This is a genomic window from Pseudomonas putida, assembly GCF_030159595.1.
Taxonomy (GTDB): Bacteria; Pseudomonadota; Gammaproteobacteria; order Pseudomonadales; family Pseudomonadaceae; genus Aquipseudomonas; species Aquipseudomonas putida_AC.
The window spans coordinates 91,511-113,006 of record NZ_BSKJ01000007.1 but is presented as its reverse complement, the minus strand read 5'-3'; the positions used below and the strand labels follow the sequence as shown (position 1 = coordinate 113,006).

Below are 21,496 nucleotides of genomic sequence, written 5' to 3'. Positions count from 1 at the left end.
GAGTAAATTTTTTGTCAGGTTTATGTAAATAATTTTACATACTTTATTCCAAATAGTTCTCATTTGCGTTAACGTCCCGCCTCGATTTCAACCCTACCGATCGACAAGGACTGTTACGCAATGCTGCCATGCCCTCCGTTCTCCCGTGCCCTGCTCACCGTTGGATTGCTTGCCGCGGCTGCAGCGCAAGCCGAGGAACCCCTCGAGCTCGAGCCGCTTCCCGCCACCGAGCTGCAGGCCTCCTTCGTCACCGCCACAGGGGGCGGTACGGATGTACGAGATGCGCCAGCCAGTGTCAGTGTCATCACTCGGGAAGAGATCGAACGCCAGCCTGTCTACGACCTGAACACCCTCCTACGCCGTATCCCTGGCGTGACAGGCGGTTACGGCCCGGTGGGCGAGCAGTCGAAGATCAAGCTACGAGGCCTTGACGACAAATACACCTTGATCTTGGTGGACGGGAAACGCATCGGTAGCTCCGCCGACACTAATTACCGCCGTGATCTGGGTCGCCAGGACATCAACTGGATCTCGCCGAACATGATTGAGCGGATCGAAATCGTGCGCGGGCCTATGTCTTCGCTGTATGGCTCAGACGCCATGGGTGGCGTCATCAATATCATTACCCGCAAGGTATCCCGTGAGTGGAGTGGGTCGCTCAACGTAAACACCACGATGCCGGAAGACTCCGACCGCGGGCAGACCAACCAAACCAGCGTCAACTTGTCTGGGCCTGTCACGAACACCATCGGCCTGCGCCTGGGCGCCAATGTCACTCGACGCGCTGCCGACGAGGCCGCGCCTCGCCTCGACGCAACGGGTGACTTCGTTTACAACGACGGCGCCGGCGGCGCCAAAGACCACAGCGTCAACGCTTTGCTCAATTGGCAAGTTAATGACAACCATGAGTTGTCCTTCGAGGCGATCCACAGCGTGGAGCGTTCGTGGTCGTCAAAGAAAACGTTCGGTGATTGGGGGGATACCGTAGGTGAAGCTTTCGGCGCCGGACGCCTGACGCGCGACAGTTTCGTCGTATCTCACCATGGCGACTGGGGCTTTGGAACCTCGCGTATCGACGCTTACTTGAACAAATTCGACAATGACATCGGCGAGGGCAAGGCCAACTCGGAAGAAAAAATTGTCGAGGGCAGCCTTAATATCCCGTTCGAACTGTTGGTCAACCAGCGCCTGACCGTGGGCGGCCAGTGGAAACGAGAACAGCTGACCAACACTGACACGCTGGGCACGGTGCCCGTGGATTACCAAGGTGCAGCAGTGGGAGGGTCGGAGCTTGAAGGTGACTATTCCGCGCTGTTCGTCGAGGATGAATTGTTCCTGCTCGATAACCTGTCGCTGACACTGGGCAATCGCTTCGACCACAGCGATGAATACGGCAACCACAATAGCCCACGCGCTTATGTGGTCTATCACCCTCATCCTGACTGGACAGTGCGCGGTGGGGTGTCGCGCGGGTTCCGGGCCCCCAGCTTGAAAGAAGGCAGTGCGGGCGCAGCGACCAACTCTGGCGGTCGCGGCTGTACCTCTCTACGCCCGCTTGGCTATGTTACCGGTAGTTGCTGGATGGCAGGCAACCCAAACCTGCGCCCGGAAATCAGTACCAACAAGGAAATCGGCGTTTCATTCGACCACGACGGCTGGGAGGCCAGCCTCACGTACTTCCATACCGACTTCAAGGACAAGATTGAATATGCCCCTCTGGGGTATTTCCAGGGCCGCTGGTGGACCATGCTGGAGAATGCGGACAAAGCCCGCACCCGTGGCTGGGAAGGCAGCACCAAGGTGCCGTTGTGGGAAAATGCTAGCTGGCGCACCAACGCAACCTACATGCTCGAAAGCCGCAACCTGTCGACCGGCAAGGATCTGATCAGTTCGCCGAAGCTCTCGTTGTTCAGTGCAATCGATTGGCAGATCAGCGAGCGGATCGGTACCGAGCTTTCGGCTCAGCATGTGGGCAAGCAACGCGGACTAGGCACAGACTTCGTCAAGTCGTACACCACCTATGATCTGACCGCAAACTGGGCGGCCACCAACTGGTTAACCCTGAACGCCGGCGTGCAGAACTTGCTGGATGAAGACCCACGTGATGAATCGACCAGCTTTTACGTGCCCGGTCGGGCGTATTTTGTCGGGGTAACCACCTACTTTTAAGTTGAGCGAACCGCAACTGCGCTCAGCTGGATGTACAGTTGAGCGCGCATACTCATGAAGAAAGCTCTGGCCGCCGGAGGGCCCCTAAGGATGGCGCCCTTTTCGGGCAGCGCCCAAACTCGAGTGGTTGCATCGATAGCCGGCACTGCATGGTGCGCCTGGTAAGCCCAAGCCTGAACGTGTTTGCAGGCATGCAGGATGGGTGGGCCGGGATTCCCAGCAAAACCAGAAAGGCACCCGCCACCTTCAACCGCTGCTATCAGGGCTTCATCAGCGGCTCGATGCCGATCCATCTTTTCACCGGGTGATAACACAGCTGCAGGGGCGGAATTTCCACCTTTCGCCCCTGCACCTGCAAGCTACCCATGTTGATCGTCCACTTGGAATCGGCGTTCAGCTTGTCCGTCTGGAAGATTACATAAGCCGAGCCGTAGCGTTTGTTGTTGGTGAGTTTGGGAATGCGCCGGTGCACTTCATCGCTGTTGATGTCGTACGGCGATGGCCTGGCAGCACGCTCGGTCAGAGACGGAAAGTCGTAGATATCGTTGAGGCCCACGTACACCTCGGGCCGTGCATTCAGGCGTGAGCCGTCTTCAAAAGTGATGTAGGCCTGACGGCTGTCGTAGAGCACCGGGATTGGCGGTTCGCCACGTTTGGAATCGGTCGACGGGCGCTGGCGGTCCTTGTTGTAGGCGATCATCTGCACGAAGAATTCCGGCCGTGGGTATTCCTCGCCCGGGTATTGCACATGCAGACCTTGCTCGTAGCGCTTTTCGCCCCATTGGGCGGCGTGGTCGTAGAGGTGGGTTTCCAGGTAGAGGGTGGTTTCGCCTTGTGCACCTGGGACTTTGAACTGGAATTCGGAATCGCAGAGGTCCGCGTAGGCGGCGCGTTCGCGTTTCCAGGGGAGACAGGCGGTTAGTGAGGCTGTAGCCAGCAGGAGCAGGAGGGAGGTGGCGCGCTTGAGGTTGGTCATGACCTGCCTTGGTCTGGGTGCGAGAGGGGCAGTTTCGGGGGCTAGGGGGCGGAAGTCCATGGTGACCGTTTGACATCATCGGGACATGGCTGGATACAGGGATGGGTGAGTGGTTCGCTTTTTGAGAGCTTTGAAGGGTTAACCGAGCAGCGAAAACTGCAGAATTCGACGGCAAAGGCGGGAAAAAATCAGAAAAAAGAACTTCCTCGTAGGGCATTTCCCAAAGATACTCCCTGCGCCTGATTTTCGTTGCGGTCGCTTTTTCAGCGTTCTAGTCTCGGTCCGTCGTTGCACATCAACGACTAGCTTTGACAGGCTGACTGACGACCAAACACGCGACTTTGCCTATGGCGGCTGTGTGTGGGGCACCTCGTGTGCGCCGGTTTGGTCTTCACCGGTCTGTCAACCCATACACAGCTGCCACCACTTGTTTGACAGCAAGCGCTGGTCGCTCCATTGAGGACCAAAAGATGCTGAAGATCGTTCCTGATCCACCCTACAAAACTCTCTGCCTTGAAGACACCCTGATCCAAGCCACGGATTACGCGCTATGCGCTGCGACCGTCGTGCATCAGGCAATGCTTCTGCAGCCCAAGTCGCCTGCGTCGATTCTGATGATGACCTCGATGCATGAACTGGAGACGCTGCGAGCTTTGCTTGAGTCCGCGCTGGTTCAGCTACAGATGCCCAGTGAGCCCAGAACATCGCACTGAGGCCTTACTGATTGTATCGCTTGGGCATGCCCCATCACCGGCAAGCCAGGCCCCAACAGTGAACTGACCTACGTCACAGGCCCAAGTGCTTGTGAGCAGCTGTGGGGATTGCTGGCGATGAAGCCCGCCCAGGTACTAGAGATTTCGGGGAGATTGAATAATGTCTACAGAAGAAACCAAATTCACCGTTGGCAAAGCCACCTTCTACCAAGGTGAAAACCAGACCCATCCCCTCTTCCGCATCGAAGCCGGCATTCCTTGCCAGAGCGCCCGTGAACAGGCTTCGGAGTTGATGGGCTACGCACGGGATATGACCCTAGACGGCTTGATGGAAGACAAGCCACAGCTGATCTGGGCCTCCCATTACTTGTGCGCCTTGGCCAAGGCGCTGATGGATGATGCCGAGCTGGGCATGATGAAAAAACCTTAAAATAGACGCCTTTACAGGGCCGAAACCGCCCCTGTAGGAGTTCACACTGCTCGCGAAAGTGCCGCAACGCGGCCCCAGCAAACCAAGCACTAGGGGAGCTTTCAGATTGATACAACGATTTCTCAAGACTCCGTCATGGTGAACGACGCACCTCACAGCCTTACCTTACCGGTATCATGGGAAGGAATTCGGTGCAAAGGTATGTAATGTGGTGCACAATTACGCCTTTATCATCACCGGTCTCCAGCTTATGGCTCGCCCCCCTATCTCTCCTGATCGCAAGACGGTCAGGACCTCACTCATGTTGCCTGAGGATGTCCACTTCCAGGTGCAAGCTCTGGCCGATGCGAATCACGTTTCGTCAGCCTGGGTAATCCGTATGGCGGTCCAGCGCTTTCTGGACGAGCACCAGGGGCAGTTGGAGCTGCCTCTTCGTATGTCTGCGCGCCAAGGATCTGATTCATGAACAACGATGTCCTTCTTCGTAAACTGGCACGCCTCCAAACATCCGCGAAACCACGCGTCCTAGACCTGTTCTCCGGATGCGGCGGTATCTCTCTTGGCTTCGAAACTGCAGGCTTCGAAATTCGGGGCTCTGTTGAGTTTGACCCTGATGCGGCCAGATCGCATGGCCTGAATTTCCATGGTGGTGCTGAAGCCCACAGTCAGCCAATTGACATTACAAAGACTACGCCGGCTGATTTGTGCCGGCAGCTCGATCTTGGCGAGGTTGCAGATGCCTTCGACATTGTAGTAGGAGGACCACCTTGCCAAGCATTTGCGAGAGTAGGCAGGTCTAAACTGCGAGAAATCGAGGAGCATCCGGAGGCCTTTATCCACGATCCGCGGGCGCAGCTCTACAAAAAGTATTTGGAATATGTAGACGCCTTCCAGCCACTGGCCGTACTCATGGAAAATGTACCCGACATTCTGAACCATGGCGGCCAGAACATTGCCGAAGAAACCTGCGAGGTTCTGGAAACCAAAGGCTATGTTTGCGGCTATACCCTTCTCAATTCAGCATTCTATGGAGTACCACAGATGCGGGAACGGATGTTCCTGATTGCATACAGACGTGAGCTAGGGGCGAACGTCTCGTTCCCCTCTCCCAGCCACTGGCTGATACTCCCTCCAGGATATGAAGGCTCTCGTTCTGTCGCACTCAAGTCATTACGTAATCTGGCTGATGAGGCTCATTCCTACATCGAACCACCAGTCGCAACTCCAGACCTCCCACCTGCAGTAACAGCGGAAGACGCACTTCAAGACCTTCCAGCAATCAACGCTCGAGAGCTACTTGCTGCTGGGAAAATCACACGTGGTGCCCGCCGTTTTGATAGCCCGGTCAGCTATAATCGCCAGAAGCCTTCTGCCTATGCAGAACTGATGCGTACATGGTCCGGCCATGTGGCCCCCAAAGATGGATTGACGGATCATGTTATCCGGTATCTGCCACGGGACTACGAGCTTTTTGCGCGCATGAATCCAGGTGATCAATATCCTGAAGCTTATGCACATGCGATTGAAATGTTCCAGGAGCGCGTAGCCATTGCGCGCGCCAACGGAGAAAAGCTCGTTGAAGGCTCGGTTGAATACAAGGCATTGATGGCCTCGATTGTACCGCCATATGACGCAAGCAAGTTTCCAAATAAGTGGCGTAAAATGTGGCGTAACCAGCCCGCCCGCACACTCTTAGCTCATCTGGGCAAAGATGGCTACAGCCACATCCATTACGACAGCAAGCAAGCTCGGACCATTTCAGTTCGCGAGGCTGCGCGCCTTCAGTCTTTCCCTGACGGTTTTCGTTTCAGTGGCACTATGAACCCAGCTTTTAAGCAGATCGGTAATGCGGTGCCGCCCCTCATGGCCAGAGCATTAGCCACCCACATCAAGCAGACTATCAAACAGGCAATCATACAAAAGGATTCGGTAGATGAGCCTCGTCGAGCGACAACGACAGTTTCTTGAAGCTGCCCAGAAGCACTTCGGCACATCGAAGGCAGTCCGCCCACGCGGACTGTTCGGAGTATCGAATAGCGCCAAGATTGTTGAGGGCGGCATCCAACTTGGCGTAGTCAACTTAGATAGCGTCAGAGAGGATACCGAGTCTCTACTATTTGGATGCGTTCTCCGTTTCCCACCGGAGGATGAGGTCTACTTTGCTGTTCTAGTCCGCAAGGACAAAAAAAACTTCATTGACCGTTTGGCCGAGATGAAGCGTCTGGGCGCAGCATCAAAGAGTACAGTCGATGATGACTCAGAATTTGCTTTGGAAACGGCCGGAGACAGTGACGATTTGCCAGAGCCCGCAGGGACTACCATCAAATACAGCGCAAGGAATAATTTGGTACCTATTTACTTGGCAAAAGATGGGCGCCTGTGGCTGCGCAATGCCAAATTCTGGGACAGTTTGGCTTTCGACCTTTCACCTTTCGGACCCTCCACAGAGCCAGATGAGATCGTTGTTGCCCTGTATCCACCGACGGCCTCCGCAAGGCGCAGCCTCCTTGCTCGCGAGTTCATCGGTTGGCTAGGCAGTTTGGTCGGTAGGGAAAAAATTCACGAAATTCCCGTATGGGCTGATACGGCAACACTCAGCCAAGACATGCGGCGCCTGCCACAAACCATACCGATTGAAGAAATCGAGACGGGGATTATGACTTTGGGTGGTCACTACCCAAATGGAGAAGTGCGTAGGTTTCATGCCGCTTTAAATTTCCTGGATCACAAGCACTTTGTAATTCTTTCGGGACTTTCAGGTACAGGCAAAACGCAACTAGCACTAAAATACGCACGTGTAATTCATGGCTTGACTTCAAATACAGCTACCGATCCGCTGCTTTTCGAGTGCCCGGTTCGTCCAGAATGGACAGACCCCACAGGATTGACAGGCTACTACGATGTACTGACAAACCGATATGTCGTTCCGACCTTTCTGGAGGCAGTGCTGGTTGCAACGGCGCACCGAGACTCCCCGGTATTTGTCATATTGGATGAGATGAACCTTGCCCGGGTTGAATACTACCTTTCTGACATACTGTCAGCTATTGAAACCAGCGGAGCTCTGCAACTGCACTCCAACGGGGTACCGTTAGAAGGCACCACAGGCGCCAGCGTGCGTGCCGAAATCCCGTTGCCTTCTAATCTGTTCATAATTGGTACAATTAACGTCGATGAGACAACTAACCCTGTCAGCGACAAAGTACTTGATCGGGCATCAGTGATCGAGATGTCAACGGTGGACGTATCTGGCTTTCTGGCATCACTTGTTAAGCGCTGCCCTGAACTGCAGAATGCAAAGGATACAGCAGAGTCGAAACTCGTAGAAGTCCACGGGCTTTTGGAACGCTACGGCTTGGGGTTCGGTTATCGAGTAATTGAAGAATTCGTCCGATATCAAGCCTTCGACACAAGGTATTTACAGAACCCAGTTGACAATGTTACGGACCAGTTACTGGTACAAAAAATACTCGTCAAGCTGCGTGGCGCAGAGCGCCAGCGCCCACTGCTAAATGCTCTGGAAAAGGCGTTTGAGAGTCTTCCCCAAGCCCTTAAATATGTGCGAAGACTATTGAGTGACCTTGATGAGTTCGGCTCCTTCCAGGCGATGCGCTGAGAAATGAGAGCTCTATATATCCAGAGCGAAAAAGGTGGACCTGCGTGGCAGGTCTGGCCTTCGCAGGATGTAATTCCCAGCGGCTCAATCAGGGAAGCTTCTTGCTACCTGTTCGAACTCCGCGACTGCGATAATGCGATTGCCGCCGATCTTCTGATCGACGACGTACCTCTTGAGGCTTTGCGTTCGCGCCATTTAACTGTAGCACGCTGGCGCTGGACGCCAGGCTTTCATGCCGGCTCGGTAGAAGTTTCACTTCATCTGCCTAGCAAAGAAGTATCTCGGTTCGAAATTACCACAGACCCGGACCTACGCAAGCTTACCCGCAATGACTTTGACTCTATGGTTCGCGAGGTCTTAGAAGACACCTACGCTCTTTTCTCACTCAGTGCATTCCGTAAAAGCATTGCCCGTCAACGCGGAAGTAAACCACCACCGCTTGCCCGGCTGGAATTCCTGCGCTCTCGAGTCGAGGAAATTACGCAAACCATTAGTGCAATTAACCGCTCACCCAGGCATTACCTTCGCGCTCAGCAGGTAACCGTACCCTCCCACCGCGCGGTATGTGCTACGGGCCCGGAAATTATCAAGTCGTTCCGATCTGGTATTATCCGGACTGAAACCAACCAGCCATCACGTTTGCCTAAAGCCCTCGGCGGACGTCTACCAGCTCACATTACCATACGCCAACGTTGCAATAGCGTAGATATACCAGAGCATCGGCAGATAAAGGCATGTCTTCGGTCGTGGGCAGCTTGGTTATCGAGCGTTGCCGATATGCTCGCAAAGGTGGGTCGTAACGGAGACTCTGAGATACTGACCACGGCCGGTAATTGGGCTGTGCGCACCAGGTATATGGCACGTAAATTCAACGATGCAACAAGCTCAGGCTTTATGACGGAGGTCTCCGACAGCCCTGCGATGCTGCAGATGTCTTCGTTGTTTCGCAATGACCCTGTTTACCACCGTTTCTATCGACTATGGCAAGACATGAACCTAGGCCTTGCGGCTCTGTTCGGCGATTTCTTGCAGATGCCGCTGGCCAGAACGCATGAACTGTATGAACTATGGTGCTACCTGCGCCTTCTTCGGGCGTCTGTTCAAGAGTACGGTACAACGGGTCTAGACCTGAACAACCTTTTCGTGACCGATGCTGCCGGTGGTGTGACCATTTCTGCAGGTGCTGTAACGGTATCAATAGGTTCTGACAAGACATTGTGCTTTCAACGCCAATACCGTGAGTATTGGCTAGAAGCAAGTGGACAAGGCAGTTTTAGCCGGGCCATGGTACCAGATGTGGTTCTGGCTGGGACCGGCTTCGGAAGCCCTGGGAGGCAGGTTATCGTCCTAGATGCAAAGTATCGAATCAACGACGGTCTTAATGATGCACTCACCTCGATTCACACATATCGCGATGCTTTAGTACAAGAGGCCGAAAGCGGCAAGATTGAGGGAATTGTAACAGCTGCCTATTTGCTGACACCACACGCTCCTGCTCTCAGCTTTGACTTCAAGAGCACCCCAGTTCCGGGGCGTCTTTTTCATCCTCAGTACCGGGACAAATTCCGCTTCGGCGCAATTACTTTACGCCCAGGGATGAGCAGTGAAGACCTCCGAAGTACCCTAATAACGATTGTCGCAGACGCTATTGGAGAGCACTGATGGTAGATATCCTAACTCCGGAACAGCGCCATCTCAATATGAGCTGTATTCGCGGACGTGATACCAAACCAGAAATGCTCATCCGTCAAGGATTACATGCGCGTGGCTTTCGCTATCGACTCCAAGATCGCAAATTGCCTGGCCGTCCGGACCTTGTATTTCCGCGCCACCATGTCGCGGTATTTGTCCACGGCTGCTTTTGGCATGGCCACGACTGCCAACTTTTCAAACTTCCGGCAACGCGTCAGGATTTCTGGGCCACAAAAATCGCATCTAATCGTACTCGGGATGAGCGAGCAACCATGGCTCTGCTTGAGCTAGGCTGGCGTGTGGCAACTATTTGGGAATGCAGCATCAGAGGGCCTAGCAAGCTTACCCGCGATGAAGTTTTTACAAGATGCCAAACATTCCTACTATCAAAGGAAATTAGGTTTATCGAAATTTCCGGGACTGCATGAGCAGCATGAATAAAATCAAAATTAAGCCCAGCGAAGAGACAATGGATCTGACCCACCTTGACGACCTCAAGCTCCTGGCACTACATGCAGCTGTTGCCAGAGAAGCCAAAAGTAGAGGCTTAAGCTTCAATGTCGGCGAAATGGGCGAGAAACTGGCAATTTCCACTTTTAAAGAGCGACCTGATCTACCTGTACTAGCCCCGTCCCCTCGCGGCACAAAAAATATAGATGCAATCTCTCGGGAAGGAAACCGATACTCGATTAAGACACTTCAACGGGCAAAAAAGTCTGGAACGATTTACCCTGACCAGTCCGATAAAGAACGTCAGATTTTCGAATTCATACTTATCGTATTAATGCATGAAGATTTTACATTAAAACGCATCATCGAACTTGACTGGCAACAATTCTGCGCAGTCCGCAGCTGGGATAGCAGAATGAATGCTTGGTATTTAGCCCGCTCTAACCGTGTGCTAAGTGCTGGGCGCCAAATTTATCCATATGTGCAGGTCTGCCTTCCCTAACCAGCCCTAGGCCCTGCATTATCGCCCTTGAAGCTTCTCGAAATTAATTGAAAGCTTGACCTTCCGCACACTAGCTTTTCTAGCATACTTAGGAAGATCCGACTTTATCTGGCAACAGGAAGTTCACATGGCGTGCGCAACATGATGCATACTGCTACGCATCATCTCTTTTAGTCAAGCCTGCTCGAAGATATTTCTCGCGGGATAATAATTATAATCCAACTATCCGCAACACCGCCGCGACCCCAATCGCATATAGCGTGTAATTTATCAGCAACTCACGAAACACAAACTCAATCATCGATGAAGAAGTATCATCAAGCGGTTTCTTGATTAATTGAAAGTACACTAGCGCTGGGCGCCCACTTACTATAAATATTGAAAAAGACTCGCCACCCCGATCACACTGAAGTGCTGAAGACCGTACCCATAAACTTACTTTCTGCACTGAACCTAAATTATCGAGCCAACTCGCCATCGGTTACAAACATTTGGCCACTTGAATAATCCGCACCCTCTAGGTTTACCCGGGCACACAGTTTTGCCTTATTAACATGTTAAGCTGCGACACTACCAACGATAGTTTTCGGCACGCAGAATACTTCCAACATCTTAAGTCACCCAAAATTTATAGAAAGCAACTGCATAAAGACAAAGCCAATAAACTCGTAACAAAGCAAATACGACCAGACAACCTAAGTACGAAGCCAAGAACTACGAGACTGCATCCTTAAAAACAACACGAAAGCCACCTCATTCACAACCATGACTATCGGTTCATCGTTAAAATCGCACCCCTAGACTTGTCGAGTATAAAACCTGAAAACCAATTTGAAAATTATTTAAGCCGATCACCCCATGCAAACAAAGGAGCAAACCATTAAAAACCACCAACCTAAGTTAGGTAGTAAATTTTAACGCTACCAAACCCTAGCAACCACACAAACAAGAACCATTCCAGGCTAGTAATCAAATCTGAACTCTTATTAGTCGCGACAGCAAGTATCCGATCACTTGGTAAGCTACTTTATTCAACTCAAAAAAATAATCCTCATGATCCTTTATATCGGCAGATGTTGCACTTGAGGAGCTACCTGACAAATGATGAAAATATGCGTTCCTTGCATTTACAATCAAATCAAACAGATTTGAATATGAGGTCTCTATCTCGTCAACATCAATGCGCGCCAGAGCAGGCTGAAGAGCTTTCTTATTTTGCCAATTTAGCTTTTTCTCTAGGTACTCTGCTAATTCAGCCGAATATACACCTCTGAATTTTACTCTGTAAGTTAACGCATCCAGAGAGTCATCCTTTAAGAGATCTTTATAAAAATTTGCACAGAACTCCAACTCCCCCCCTTTAAAAAAATCCTTAAGCAAAGAATACACTCTGGTATAGCTAGTATTATAACGACAGTAAAAAAGCGGAAAGGCGTAACTCATGCTTTCAAAGGCTCTATAGGCGTGAACAAAGCCCGACATACATCTGCCATGAGCATGATTATAAAAAGACTTACTTACCTCATTTAGCATAGGGTAAAACAAACTATGATTATTTCTTTGAGAGTCGAGGTGGGTGCATACCGACCTAATCACTCCAACATTGTAAACTCTACCGCCCCTCTCCACTCCAAGATCACTAAATACTCTCGCTAATTCTCGAGATGGAAAAATTGAGCTACTTGGCGCGCCTATAGCCAAATAGTTCCTAGGCTGAACGACCCTTCCGTATTTCCCATCAATGGCACACCCTCCCAACAGTAATCTTGTTAGCGCTTTTGCATGGGTATCATTGGAGGAAATATGTAATGGACTAACCTTAACGCCCTTCTGTTGAGAGCTCGAAAAATCAAGAGTAGTTCCGTCTATCGTAAAGCAAGTCATAATTTTCACTCAAACGATCATTGAAATTTCATCTATCACCGCAAATTCATCCTTGCCTTTAAACCGAGCGATATTATTAAAATAGAACTCGACGGCCTTCCTACGGCTCGAACCAATCTTGATTCGTGAAACTTCCAGCATGCCAATCGCGCCTTCAAGAGAATTAACACAATCTTTAAACTCATCAAAATTCATTGCAGCGACAAAATCGTATGAAGAATGCGCGCTAGCACAGAATGCAATTAGGTTGTTTTGATTTGAAAACCATTTCTTTATTTCTTCGTCTTCGGTCAACCGCTGCACTTCGTCAATAACCTGATCGAACTCAATATCGCTATCAACGATATTAGACTCCATAATTTTTGTCGCGATGAGCTCATCCATTTTCTCCTGGATGACCTTATCATTGTCAATATTGATGCTTTTCGACAAAAATGCCAAATAGGACTTAATAAGGTCTACTTTTTTGAACGCTCCACGCTTTCTTTTTTCACCATTCTTCCGTTTTTCTGACTGCATAGGGACAGGCAGAGCAGTGAAATCATATGCATTCTCCGCTATTATTTCGATTTGATGCCGGGCGGTCATAGGTTTCTGACCATTATTTAAAGTAATCATCCGATAAAGCAAATGATCCATCGACGGGCAAATCAAAATATTCAAATATATTGGCCGCGTAAGATCTACCGAATCATTCGATTTAGTGACCCTAACGAGAGTATTCAACCTCTGAATACCGTCAAGAATAAAGAGCTTATCAATATTATCCTCAATATATGCTTTATAGTCTTTTCCACACTCATCTGGCGACGCTATTATTGCCACTGTAAGAGGCGGCATAATACAACCATTGAGAATATCCCTAGCCAAACGATCATAAAACCGCTGATTCTGCAACTCACGCTGAGTTGAAAGTTGACCAGCCCGCGGAACCAACCTTTTCAACGCAAACTCATAATCGGCTTCCGCGTTAATAAAAGCGCTCTTTATGACTTGATCATAATTTACTGAGTAAACACTAAAGCTCATAAGTAAAACCCCATTCAAAACCTAAACAACCCGCCAACCAGTTCACTAAATAATGAAACACCATGATTTTAACATATTTTTTGCTAATAAAAATAATCCGAGAACACTCATGAAACATAGAGAAGTGTGATTGGAGCGCTGTAGCGTCACTGCCGCTTCGAAGACTCAGATTAAGTATTGAGGCTTGACAACAGCCACCAGAGCAAATTGCATTGGCACTGCCATTAAATACGCCTAAGCGACTCGAATCAATAGCGGGAACGCATCTAATCTAAGATCGTCTTCCTATTTCCGGCAAACTCGTTGCAGCAGGCGTGCTTAAACTAAAACAGCTAGGCTGACAGCGTGAAGCGGTGAGTCTGACGTGACAAGCAGCACCCTTAGGAATGGAGCTTCTATTAACAAACTCTAATAAAAACAGATGCCAAACACATCAAAAAAAAAGCCCAGTCGTTTCCGACTGGGCTTTTTCGTTTCAATAATGGTCGGGACGGAGTGATTCGAACACTCGACCCCTTGCACCCCATGCAAGTGCGCTACCGGGCTGCGCTACGCCCCGACTGGGCTTGAAGCATGTTCTCAATCTTGCCGAGAACGTTGAAGAATGTACCCTAACCCTCTGATAAATGAAACCTTTTTCTCAAAAAATTTTCCACTCATCAGAAAAAGCCCAGCTCACTTCTTCAAAACCACCAACACATCCTCCAACTCAACAATCATCTGCCGAATCAGCTGCTTGTACTGGCTCGATTCATCCTTAGCCTCATCACTGGAGAGCCGCAACCGCGCCCCGCCAATGGTGAACCCTTGGTCATAAAGCAGCGCACGAATCTGGCGAATCATCAGCACATCCTGCCGCTGGTAATACCGCCGATTCCCCCGCCGCTTCACAGGGTTAAGCTGGTCGAACTCCTGCTCCCAATACCGCAGCACATGCGGCTTTACCGCACAAAGCTCGCTCACTTCACCAATGGTGAAGTAGCGTTTGCCCGGTATGGGGGGCAGTTCGTCGTTATGGCTTGGTTCCAGCATAGGCCTCAACCCGGGCCTTCAACTTCTGCCCTGGACGAAAGGTGACGACGCGCCGTGCAGTGATCGGGATTTCTTCCCCTGTCTTGGGGTTGCGGCCCGGCCGCTGGCGTTTGTCGCGGAGGTCGAAGTTGCCGAAACCGGACAGCTTCACCTGCTCGTTCTCTTCAAGTGCGTGCCGAATTTCTTCGAAAAACAGCTCGACCAGCTCCTTGGCCTCACGCTTGTTAAGCCCCAGCTCCTCGTACAGCCTTTCGGCCATCTCAGCTTTCGTCAGAGCACCCATGCCGTTATTTCCTTAACGTGGTGTTCAACCTTTGTTCGAGCGAGGTGAGGATATTTTGCAGGGTAGTGTTCACCTCATCGTCGTTAAGAGTGCGCGATGGATGCTGCCAGGTCAAGCCGACGGCAAGGCTTTTTCTATCAGGATCAATGCCTTTACCTTGGTAGACATCAAACAGCCTGAGGTCTGTGAGCCATTCGCCTGCATTGTCACGAATTAATTCAAGCACCGCGCTAGAAGCAACATCACGTCCTGCAATCAACGCCAGGTCGCGACGGGTTTCCGGGAACTTGGACAGTTCGCTGAATTTCGGCAAGCGGCCTTCGACCACGTCGCCCAGCACCAGCTCGAACAGGAACACCGGGCGGTCCAGGCCCAGGGCTTTGGCAAGCTCCGGGTGGATGGCGCCGAGGTAGCCGACCAGTTTGCCGTCGCGTTCGATAGCGGCGGTTTGGCCTGGGTGCAGGGCGGGGTGTTTGCCGGCGCTGAAGGTGAAGTCGCTCAGGGCGCCGGAGTAGCCCAGCAGGGCTTCCACGTCGGCTTTGACGTCGAAGAAGTCGACGCCGTCGCGGCCGTTGGCCCAGCCTTCTGGCAGGCGGCTGCCGGTGATAACGCCGGCGATCATTGGCTGCTGCTGCAGGTCGCCCAGCTGGCCAACGAAGCGCAGGCCGCTTTCGAACAGGCGCACGCGGTCTTGCTGGCGGTTCAGGTTGTGCTGCAGTGCTTTGACCAGGCCCGGCCACAGCGAGGCACGCATGGCGGCCATGTCGCTGGAGATGGGGTTGGCCAGCAGCAGCGGCTCTACGCCCGGGCTGAACAGTTCGAACAGTTTCGGGTCGATGAAGCTGTAGGTGATGGCTTCCTGGTAACCGCGGGCAACCAGCAGGCGGCGCAGGGTTGGCAGGTCACCGCGGGTTTCCGGCTTGCCCTGTGGGGCCAGGCGGGCTTGCGGGTAGCGAACCGGCAGGTTGTTGTAGCCGTACAGGCGGGCCAGCTCTTCGATCAGGTCTACTTCCAGGCTGATGTCAAAGCGATGGCTTGGGACGGTTACAGTCCACTGCCCTTCCCCACTCTTGGTCGTGTTCAGCTCCAGGGCGTTGAGCAGTTGCTCGACCTGGGCTGGGTCCATCTGCATGCCGAGCATCTGGGTGATGCGTTCGTCGCGCAGGATGACCGGGGCCACTTGTGGCAGGTGCTGTTCGCTTACGGCTTCCACTACCGGGCCGGCTTCGCCGCCGACGATGTCGAGCACCAGTTGGGTGGCGCGCTCGATGGCTTCGCGGGCCAACTGCGAGTCGACGCCGCGCTCGTAGCGGTGCGAGGCATCGGTGTGCAGGCCGTAGGAGCGGGCTTTACCTGCGACGGAAATCGGCTCGAAGAAGGCGCTTTCCAGGAACAGGTCGCGGGTTTTTTCGGTGTTTACACCGCTGTGCTCGCCACCCATGACGCCGGCGATGGCTAGGGCGCGGGTGTGGTCGGCGATGACCAGGGTGTCGGCACGCAGAGCGACTTCCTGGCCGTCGAGCAGGACGAGTTTTTCGCCCTCTTCGGCCATGCGAACGCGGATGCCACCGTTGATTTCTGCCAGGTCGAAGGCGTGCATCGGCTGGCCGAGTTCGAGCATCACATAGTTGGTGATGTCGACGGCGGCGTCGATGCTGCGTACGTCGCTGCGGCGCAGGCGCTCAACCATCCACAGGGGGGTCGGCTTGCTGAGGTCGACGTTACGGATAACGCGGCCCAGGTAGCGCGGGCAGGCAGCCGGGGCGCTGACTTCCACCAGACGCACTTCGTCATGGGCAGCCGGTACGGCTGGCACGACCGGGCGGGTGACCGGGGTGTCGTACAGGGCGCTGACGTCGCGGGCGAGGCCGGCGATGGACAGGCAGTCACCGCGGTTCGGCGTAAGGCCGATTTCGATGCTGGCGTCATCCAGGTTCAGGTAGATGCGAATGTCTTCGCCAACCGGGGCGTCCGCAGCCAGTTCGAGCAGGCCGTCGTTTTCTTCGCTGATTTCAAGCTCGGCCGCCGAGCACAGCATGCCGAAAGACTCGACGCCGCGCAGCTTGGCCTTTTTGATCTTGAAGTCGCCAGACAGCTCGGCGCCGATCATGGCAAACGGAATTTTGATGCCTGGGCGGGCGTTAGGGGCGCCGCACACGACCTGGAACGTTTCCTGGCCGTTGGTCACCTGGCACACGCGCAGCTTATCGGCGTCCGGGTGTTGTTCGGTGGCGAGGATTTCGCCCACGACAATGCCGCTGAACTGGCCGGCAGCGGGGGTAACGCTGTCAACTTCAAGGCCGGCCATGGACAGGCGGGCGACCAGTTCGTCACGGGAGACTTGCGGGTTTACCCAACCGCGCAGCCACTGTTCACTGAATTTCATGCTGTTCTCCTGAAAGTTGCGTCGGGCATTGACCTAGCGGAATTGCGCGAGGAAGCGCAGGTCGTTGTCGAAGAACAGACGCAAATCGTTGACGCCATAGCGCAGCATGGCCAGGCGCTCGGCGCCCATGCCGAAGGCGAAGCCCTGGAACTCTTCAGGGTCGATGCCAGACATGCGCAGCACACTCGGGTGCACCATGCCGCAGCCCATCACTTCCAGCCAGCCAGTTTGCTTGCACACGCGGCAGCCGTTGCCGGAACACATCACGCATTGGATGTCGACTTCGGCGGACGGCTCGGTGAAGGGGAAGAACGATGGGCGGAAACGGACCGCCAGTTCTTTTTCGAAGAACACGCGCAGGAACTCTTCGATGGTGCCCTTGAGGTCGGCGAAGTTGATATCGCGATCAATCAGCAGGCCTTCGACCTGATGGAACATCGGCGAGTGGGTGATATCCGAGTCGCAGCGATAAACGCGGCCTGGGCACACAATGCGGATCGGCGGCTGTGTGGACTCCATGGTCCGCACCTGCACCGGCGAGGTGTGGGTGCGCAGCAGCATGTTGGCATTGAAGTAGAAGGTGTCGTGCATCGCCCGGGCCGGGTGATGGCCGGGGATGTTGAGCGCTTCGAAGTTGTGGTAGTCGTCTTCAACCTCGGGGCCTTCGGCAATGCCGTAGCCAATGTGGGTGAAGAACTGCTCGATGCGTTCGAGTGTACGGGTGATCGGGTGCAGGCCACCTGTGGCCTGGCCGCGGCCTGGCAGGGTGACGTCAATGCATTCGGCTGCCAGGCGAGCGCTGAGCTCGGCCTCTTCAAAGGCGGCCTTGCGGGCATTGAGCACAACGGTGACGCGCTCTTTGGCGTCGTTGATCAGCGCGCCGACTTTCGGCCGCTCTTCGGCTGGCAGGTTGCCCAGGGTCTTCATCACCTGGGTCAGCTCGCCCTTCTTGCCGAGATAATTAACCCGGATCTGTTCCAGGGCATTGATGTCTTCAGCGCGTTCCACGGCCTCTAGGGCTTGGGAGACCAGCGCATCCAGGTTTTCCATGTACAGACTCCAGATACGAAAATAGGGGAAGAGCTTTGAAGGCTCTTCCCCTATCGATGACGTTCAATGCCCGACGACGCTAGCGCCGCCGGGTGATTGTCGCGGGTACTTAAGCCAGAACGGCTTTAGCTTTCTCGACAATCGCAGCAAACGCCGCTTTTTCGTTCACTGCCAGATCGGCCAGAACCTTACGGTCGATTTCGATCGAAGCCTTTTTCAGGCCAGCAATCAGACGGCTGTAGGACAGACCGTTGGTGCGGGCACCGGCGTTGATACGAGCGATCCACAGTGCGCGGAACTGACGCTTCTTCTGGCGACGGTCGCGGTAGGCGTATTGGCCTGCCTTGATGACCGCTTGCTTGGCTACGCGGAATACGCGCGAGCGTGCACCGTAGTAACCTTTAGCCAGTTTCAGAATTTTTTTGTGACGCTTACGAGCGATAACGCCGCGCTTAACACGAGCCATGAGTAACTTCCTCTATCTTAACCAGAATTAACGAACGCGCAGCATGCGCTCGACTTTTGCCACGTCGGACGGGTGCAGCAAGCTGGCACCGCGCAGTTGACGCTTACGCTTGGTCGACATTTTGGTCAGGATGTGGCTTTTGAAAGCGTGCTTGTGCTTGAAGCCCGAAGCTGTCTTCAGGAAGCGCTTCGCAGCACCGCTCTTGGTTTTCATTTTTGGCATGTTGAACTCCGCATTCGAAAAAAATTACACAATAATCATCAGGCCTGCCGTGCCCGGGAGATTACTTCTTCTTTTTGGGGGCGATGACCATCATAAGCTGGCGTCCTTCCATCTTCGGATGCTGCTCAACGGTGCCGTATTCGGCGAGGTCGGCTTCGACCCGCTTCAACAGCTCCATGCCCAGCTCCTGGTGGGCCATCTCACGACCACGGAATCTCAGAGAGATCTTGGCCTTGTCCCCATCGGTAAGGAAACGTACCAGGTTGCGTAGTTTTACCTGGTAATCCCCATCCTCCGTCCCTGGACGAAACTTGATTTCTTTGATCTGGATCTGCTTCTGGTTTTTCTTGGCTTCGTTGGCCTGCTTCTTCTTTTCGAAGAGGTGCTTGCCGTAGTCCATGACCTTGCAGACCGGGGGTACCGCGTCTGCAGAGATTTCTACCAGATCCAGCTTCGCTTCATCAGCGATACGCAGCGCTTCATCAATCGAGACGATGCCAACCTGCTCGCCGTCTGCGCCAATTAACCGAACCTCGCGGGCCGAGATATTCTCGTTGATCGGGGCCTTCGGTACAGCACGCTTATCGTTTCTCATTTCACGCTTAATAGTCATTACTCCGATTCTTGGCGACCACGCCGGGAAACCGCTTGTGTCAGAAGCTCAGCGAATTGGGCGACAGGCATGGAGCCCAGGTCTGCGCCTTCGCGAGTACGCACTGCGACGGTTTGCGTTTCGACTTCGCGATCCCCTATAACCAAAAGGTACGGGACCTTGAGCAAAGTATGCTCGCGGATTTTAAAGCCGATCTTCTCATTTCTCAAGTCCGACTTGGCACGGAAACCGCTACCGTTCAGAGATTTCTCAACCTCAAGGGCGAAATCGGCCTGTTTGTCGGTGATGTTCATGATCACAGCCTGGGTGGGCGCCAGCCAGGCCGGGAACACGCCAGCGTAGTGTTCGATCAGCATGCCGATGAAGCGCTCGAACGAGCCGAGGATGGCACGGTGCAGCATGACCGGGCGAATTCGGCTGTTATCTTCGGCGATATAGCTGGCATCCAGGCGCTCTGGCAGGTTCGGGTCGTACTGCAGGGTACCGCACTGCCAGTTACGGCCGAGGCAATCGCGCAGGGTGAACTCGATTTTCGGGCCGTAGAAGGCGCCCTCGCCTGGCTGGTATTCCCACTCAAGGCCAGATTCGTTCAAAGCGTCGGCCAGCGCCGTTTCGGCACGGTCCCACAGCTCTTCGGAACCGACACGCTTGGCCGGACGGGTCGACAGCTTCATGGCAACGTCGGTGAAGCCGAAGTCCTTGTACACATCCAGGGTCAGCTTGATGAAGTCGGCGGCTTCTTTCTTCACCTGTTCTTCGGTGCAGAAGATGTGCGCGTCGTCCTGTACGAATCCACGCACGCGCATGATGCCGTGCAGGGCGCCGGACGGCTCGTTACGGTGGCAGGCACCGAACTCGGCCAGGCGCAGCGGCAGGTCGCGGTAGCTTTTCAGGCCCTGGTTGAACACCTGCACATGGCACGGGCAGTTCATCGGTTTTACCGCGTAGTCGCGGCTTTCCGACGACGTGGTGAACATGTTCTCGGCGTAGTTCGACCAGTGGCCGGAACGCTCCCACAGAATACGGTCGACAACCTGCGGGGTCTTGATTTCCAGGTAGCCATTGGCGCGCTGAACCTGACGCATGTACTGCTCGAGCACCTGGTACACGGTCCAGCCGTTGGCGTGCCAGAACACCATGCCTGGGGCCTCTTCCTGCAGGTGGAACAGGTCGAGCTGCTTGCCGATCTTGCGGTGGTCGCGTTTTTCGGCTTCTTCGATGCGCTGGATGTACGCGGCCAGCTGCTTCTTGTCGGCCCATGCGGTGCCGTACACGCGTTGCAGCTGCTCGTTCTTGGCATCACCACGCCAGTAGGCACCAGACAGCTTGGTCAGCTTGAATGCCTTGAGGAAGCGGGTGTTCGGCACATGCGGGCCACGGCACATGTCGACGTATTCTTCGTGGTAGTACAGGCCCATGGCCTGTTCGTCCGGCATGTCTTCGACCAGGCGCAGCTTATAGTCTTCGCCACGGGCCTTGAACACATCGATGACTTCGGCGCGCGGGGTCACTTTCTTGACCACGTCGTAGTCTTTTTCGATCAGCTCCATCATGCGCTTTTCGATGGCGACCATGTCTTCAGGGGTGAAGGGGCGCTCGTAGGCGATGTCGTAATAGAAGCCTTCGTCGATGACCGGGCCGATCACCATCTTGGCGGTCGGGTACAGCTGCTTCACGGCGTGGCCAACCAGGTGGGCGCACGAGTGACGGATAATCTCCAGTCCCTCTTCATCTTTAGGGGTGATGATCTGCAGGGTGGCGTCGTGGCTGATCAGGTCGCAAGCATCGACCAGTTTGCCGTCGACCTTGCCGGCGACGGTGGCCTTGGCCAGGCCGGCGCCGATGGATGCGGCTACTTCGGCTACGGATACGGCGTTATCAAACGAACGTTGACTGCCATCGGGAAGAGTAATAACGGGCATGGCGCCTCCTCTCCTAGTGGTGACCCCTACCAAAGGTCACATGGGTTGGGATGAGCCAGTA

19 protein-coding genes and 1 tRNA gene are annotated in these 21,496 nt (G+C 53.8%); 8 read left to right on the top strand and 12 right to left on the bottom strand.

The genetic code is table 11. The features are described from left to right. Positions 1 to 120: 120 nt before the first annotated feature. Positions 121 to 2,169 carry a TonB-dependent receptor domain-containing protein gene (locus QQL85_RS16965; protein ID WP_284354724.1) on the top strand — a complete coding sequence of 683 codons (2,049 nt, stop codon included), beginning with the start codon at positions 121 to 123 and terminating at the stop codon, positions 2,167 to 2,169. Positions 2,170 to 2,428: 259 nt separating this feature from the next. Here the strand turns inward: QQL85_RS16965 and QQL85_RS16960 are convergent, their stop codons facing one another. Beyond that, on the bottom strand, positions 2,429 to 3,145 hold the full coding sequence (locus QQL85_RS16960) for a hypothetical protein (RefSeq protein ID WP_284354725.1): 717 nt from the start codon (positions 3,143 to 3,145) through the stop codon (positions 2,429 to 2,431). 470 nt (positions 3,146 to 3,615) lie between these two features. On the opposite strand from QQL85_RS16960, the gene QQL85_RS16955 reads away from it, so the two are divergent. From QQL85_RS16955 to QQL85_RS16925, 7 genes are all read left to right on the top strand, one after another. Next, positions 3,616 to 3,858, top strand: coding sequence for a hypothetical protein (locus QQL85_RS16955; protein WP_284354726.1), 243 nt, complete (start codon positions 3,616 to 3,618; stop codon positions 3,856 to 3,858). Positions 3,859 to 4,018: 160 nt separating this feature from the next. Beyond that, positions 4,019 to 4,288, top strand: coding sequence for a DUF3077 domain-containing protein (locus QQL85_RS16950; RefSeq protein ID WP_284354727.1), 270 nt, complete (start codon positions 4,019 to 4,021; stop codon positions 4,286 to 4,288). Between the two features lie 462 nt (positions 4,289 to 4,750). Beyond that, positions 4,751 to 6,256 (top strand): DNA cytosine methyltransferase, encoded by a 1,506-nt coding sequence (locus tag QQL85_RS16945; RefSeq protein ID WP_284354728.1) that lies wholly within the window; start codon positions 4,751 to 4,753, stop codon positions 6,254 to 6,256. Further along, positions 6,222 to 7,904: an McrB family protein gene (locus QQL85_RS16940; protein WP_284354729.1), complete on the top strand. Its 1,683-nt coding sequence runs from the start codon at positions 6,222 to 6,224 to the stop codon at positions 7,902 to 7,904. The genes QQL85_RS16945 and QQL85_RS16940 overlap by 35 nt, the downstream gene beginning before the upstream one ends. Positions 7,905 to 7,907: 3 nt before the next feature. After that, positions 7,908 to 9,566, top strand: coding sequence for a DUF2357 domain-containing protein (locus QQL85_RS16935; RefSeq protein WP_284354730.1), 1,659 nt, complete (start codon positions 7,908 to 7,910; stop codon positions 9,564 to 9,566). Then, positions 9,566 to 10,024, top strand: coding sequence for a very short patch repair endonuclease (locus QQL85_RS16930; RefSeq protein ID WP_284354731.1), 459 nt, complete (start codon positions 9,566 to 9,568; stop codon positions 10,022 to 10,024). The genes QQL85_RS16935 and QQL85_RS16930 overlap by 1 nt, the downstream gene beginning before the upstream one ends. A gap of 5 nt (positions 10,025 to 10,029) precedes the next feature. Next, on the top strand, positions 10,030 to 10,548 hold the full coding sequence (locus QQL85_RS16925; protein WP_284354732.1) for a hypothetical protein: 519 nt from the start codon (positions 10,030 to 10,032) through the stop codon (positions 10,546 to 10,548). 969 nt (positions 10,549 to 11,517) lie between these two features. On the opposite strand, the gene QQL85_RS16920 is transcribed toward QQL85_RS16925, so the two are convergent. The 11 genes from QQL85_RS16920 to thrS all read right to left on the bottom strand — a co-directional run bounded on the left by QQL85_RS16920 (position 11,518) and on the right by thrS (position 21,435). Continuing rightward, a complete protein-coding gene (locus QQL85_RS16920) occupies positions 11,518 to 12,441 on the bottom strand; it encodes a hypothetical protein (protein ID WP_284354733.1) in 924 nt (307 codons plus the stop codon). After that, entirely contained in the window at positions 12,442 to 13,461 is a 1,020-nt protein-coding gene (locus QQL85_RS16915; RefSeq protein WP_284354734.1) for a hypothetical protein, read from the bottom strand. A gap of 482 nt (positions 13,462 to 13,943) precedes the next feature. Further along, positions 13,944 to 14,020, bottom strand: a tRNA-Pro gene (locus QQL85_RS16910). A gap of 116 nt (positions 14,021 to 14,136) precedes the next feature. Further along, positions 14,137 to 14,493 (bottom strand): MerR family transcriptional regulator, encoded by a 357-nt coding sequence (locus QQL85_RS16905; RefSeq protein WP_003250681.1) that lies wholly within the window; start codon positions 14,491 to 14,493, stop codon positions 14,137 to 14,139. Further along, positions 14,474 to 14,776 (bottom strand): integration host factor subunit alpha, encoded by a 303-nt coding sequence (gene ihfA / locus QQL85_RS16900; protein WP_003250679.1) that lies wholly within the window; start codon positions 14,774 to 14,776, stop codon positions 14,474 to 14,476. Before ihfA ends, QQL85_RS16905 begins: the two co-directional genes overlap by 20 nt. A gap of 4 nt (positions 14,777 to 14,780) precedes the next feature. Further along, complete coding sequence (gene pheT / locus QQL85_RS16895; protein ID WP_284354735.1) at positions 14,781 to 17,162, bottom strand: phenylalanine--tRNA ligase subunit beta; 2,382 nt, start codon at positions 17,160 to 17,162, stop codon at positions 14,781 to 14,783. 33 nt (positions 17,163 to 17,195) lie between these two features. Continuing rightward, positions 17,196 to 18,212 (bottom strand): phenylalanine--tRNA ligase subunit alpha, encoded by a 1,017-nt coding sequence (pheS, locus tag QQL85_RS16890; RefSeq protein ID WP_016487883.1) that lies wholly within the window; start codon positions 18,210 to 18,212, stop codon positions 17,196 to 17,198. 109 nt (positions 18,213 to 18,321) lie between these two features. Further along, on the bottom strand, positions 18,322 to 18,678 hold the full coding sequence (gene rplT / locus QQL85_RS16885; protein WP_003250671.1) for a 50S ribosomal protein L20: 357 nt from the start codon (positions 18,676 to 18,678) through the stop codon (positions 18,322 to 18,324). Between the two features lie 27 nt (positions 18,679 to 18,705). Continuing rightward, on the bottom strand, positions 18,706 to 18,900 hold the full coding sequence (rpmI, locus tag QQL85_RS16880) for a 50S ribosomal protein L35 (protein WP_003250667.1): 195 nt from the start codon (positions 18,898 to 18,900) through the stop codon (positions 18,706 to 18,708). Positions 18,901 to 18,961: 61 nt separating this feature from the next. Beyond that, complete coding sequence (infC, locus tag QQL85_RS16875) at positions 18,962 to 19,513, bottom strand: translation initiation factor IF-3 (RefSeq protein ID WP_012052879.1); 552 nt, start codon at positions 19,511 to 19,513, stop codon at positions 18,962 to 18,964. Beyond that, the gene (gene thrS / locus QQL85_RS16870; protein ID WP_284354736.1) at positions 19,513 to 21,435 is read right to left on the bottom strand and encodes a threonine--tRNA ligase; all 1,923 of its coding nucleotides are present in this window, start codon (positions 21,433 to 21,435) and stop codon (positions 19,513 to 19,515) included. Before thrS ends, infC begins: the two co-directional genes overlap by 1 nt. Positions 21,436 to 21,496: the final 61 nt, after the last annotated feature.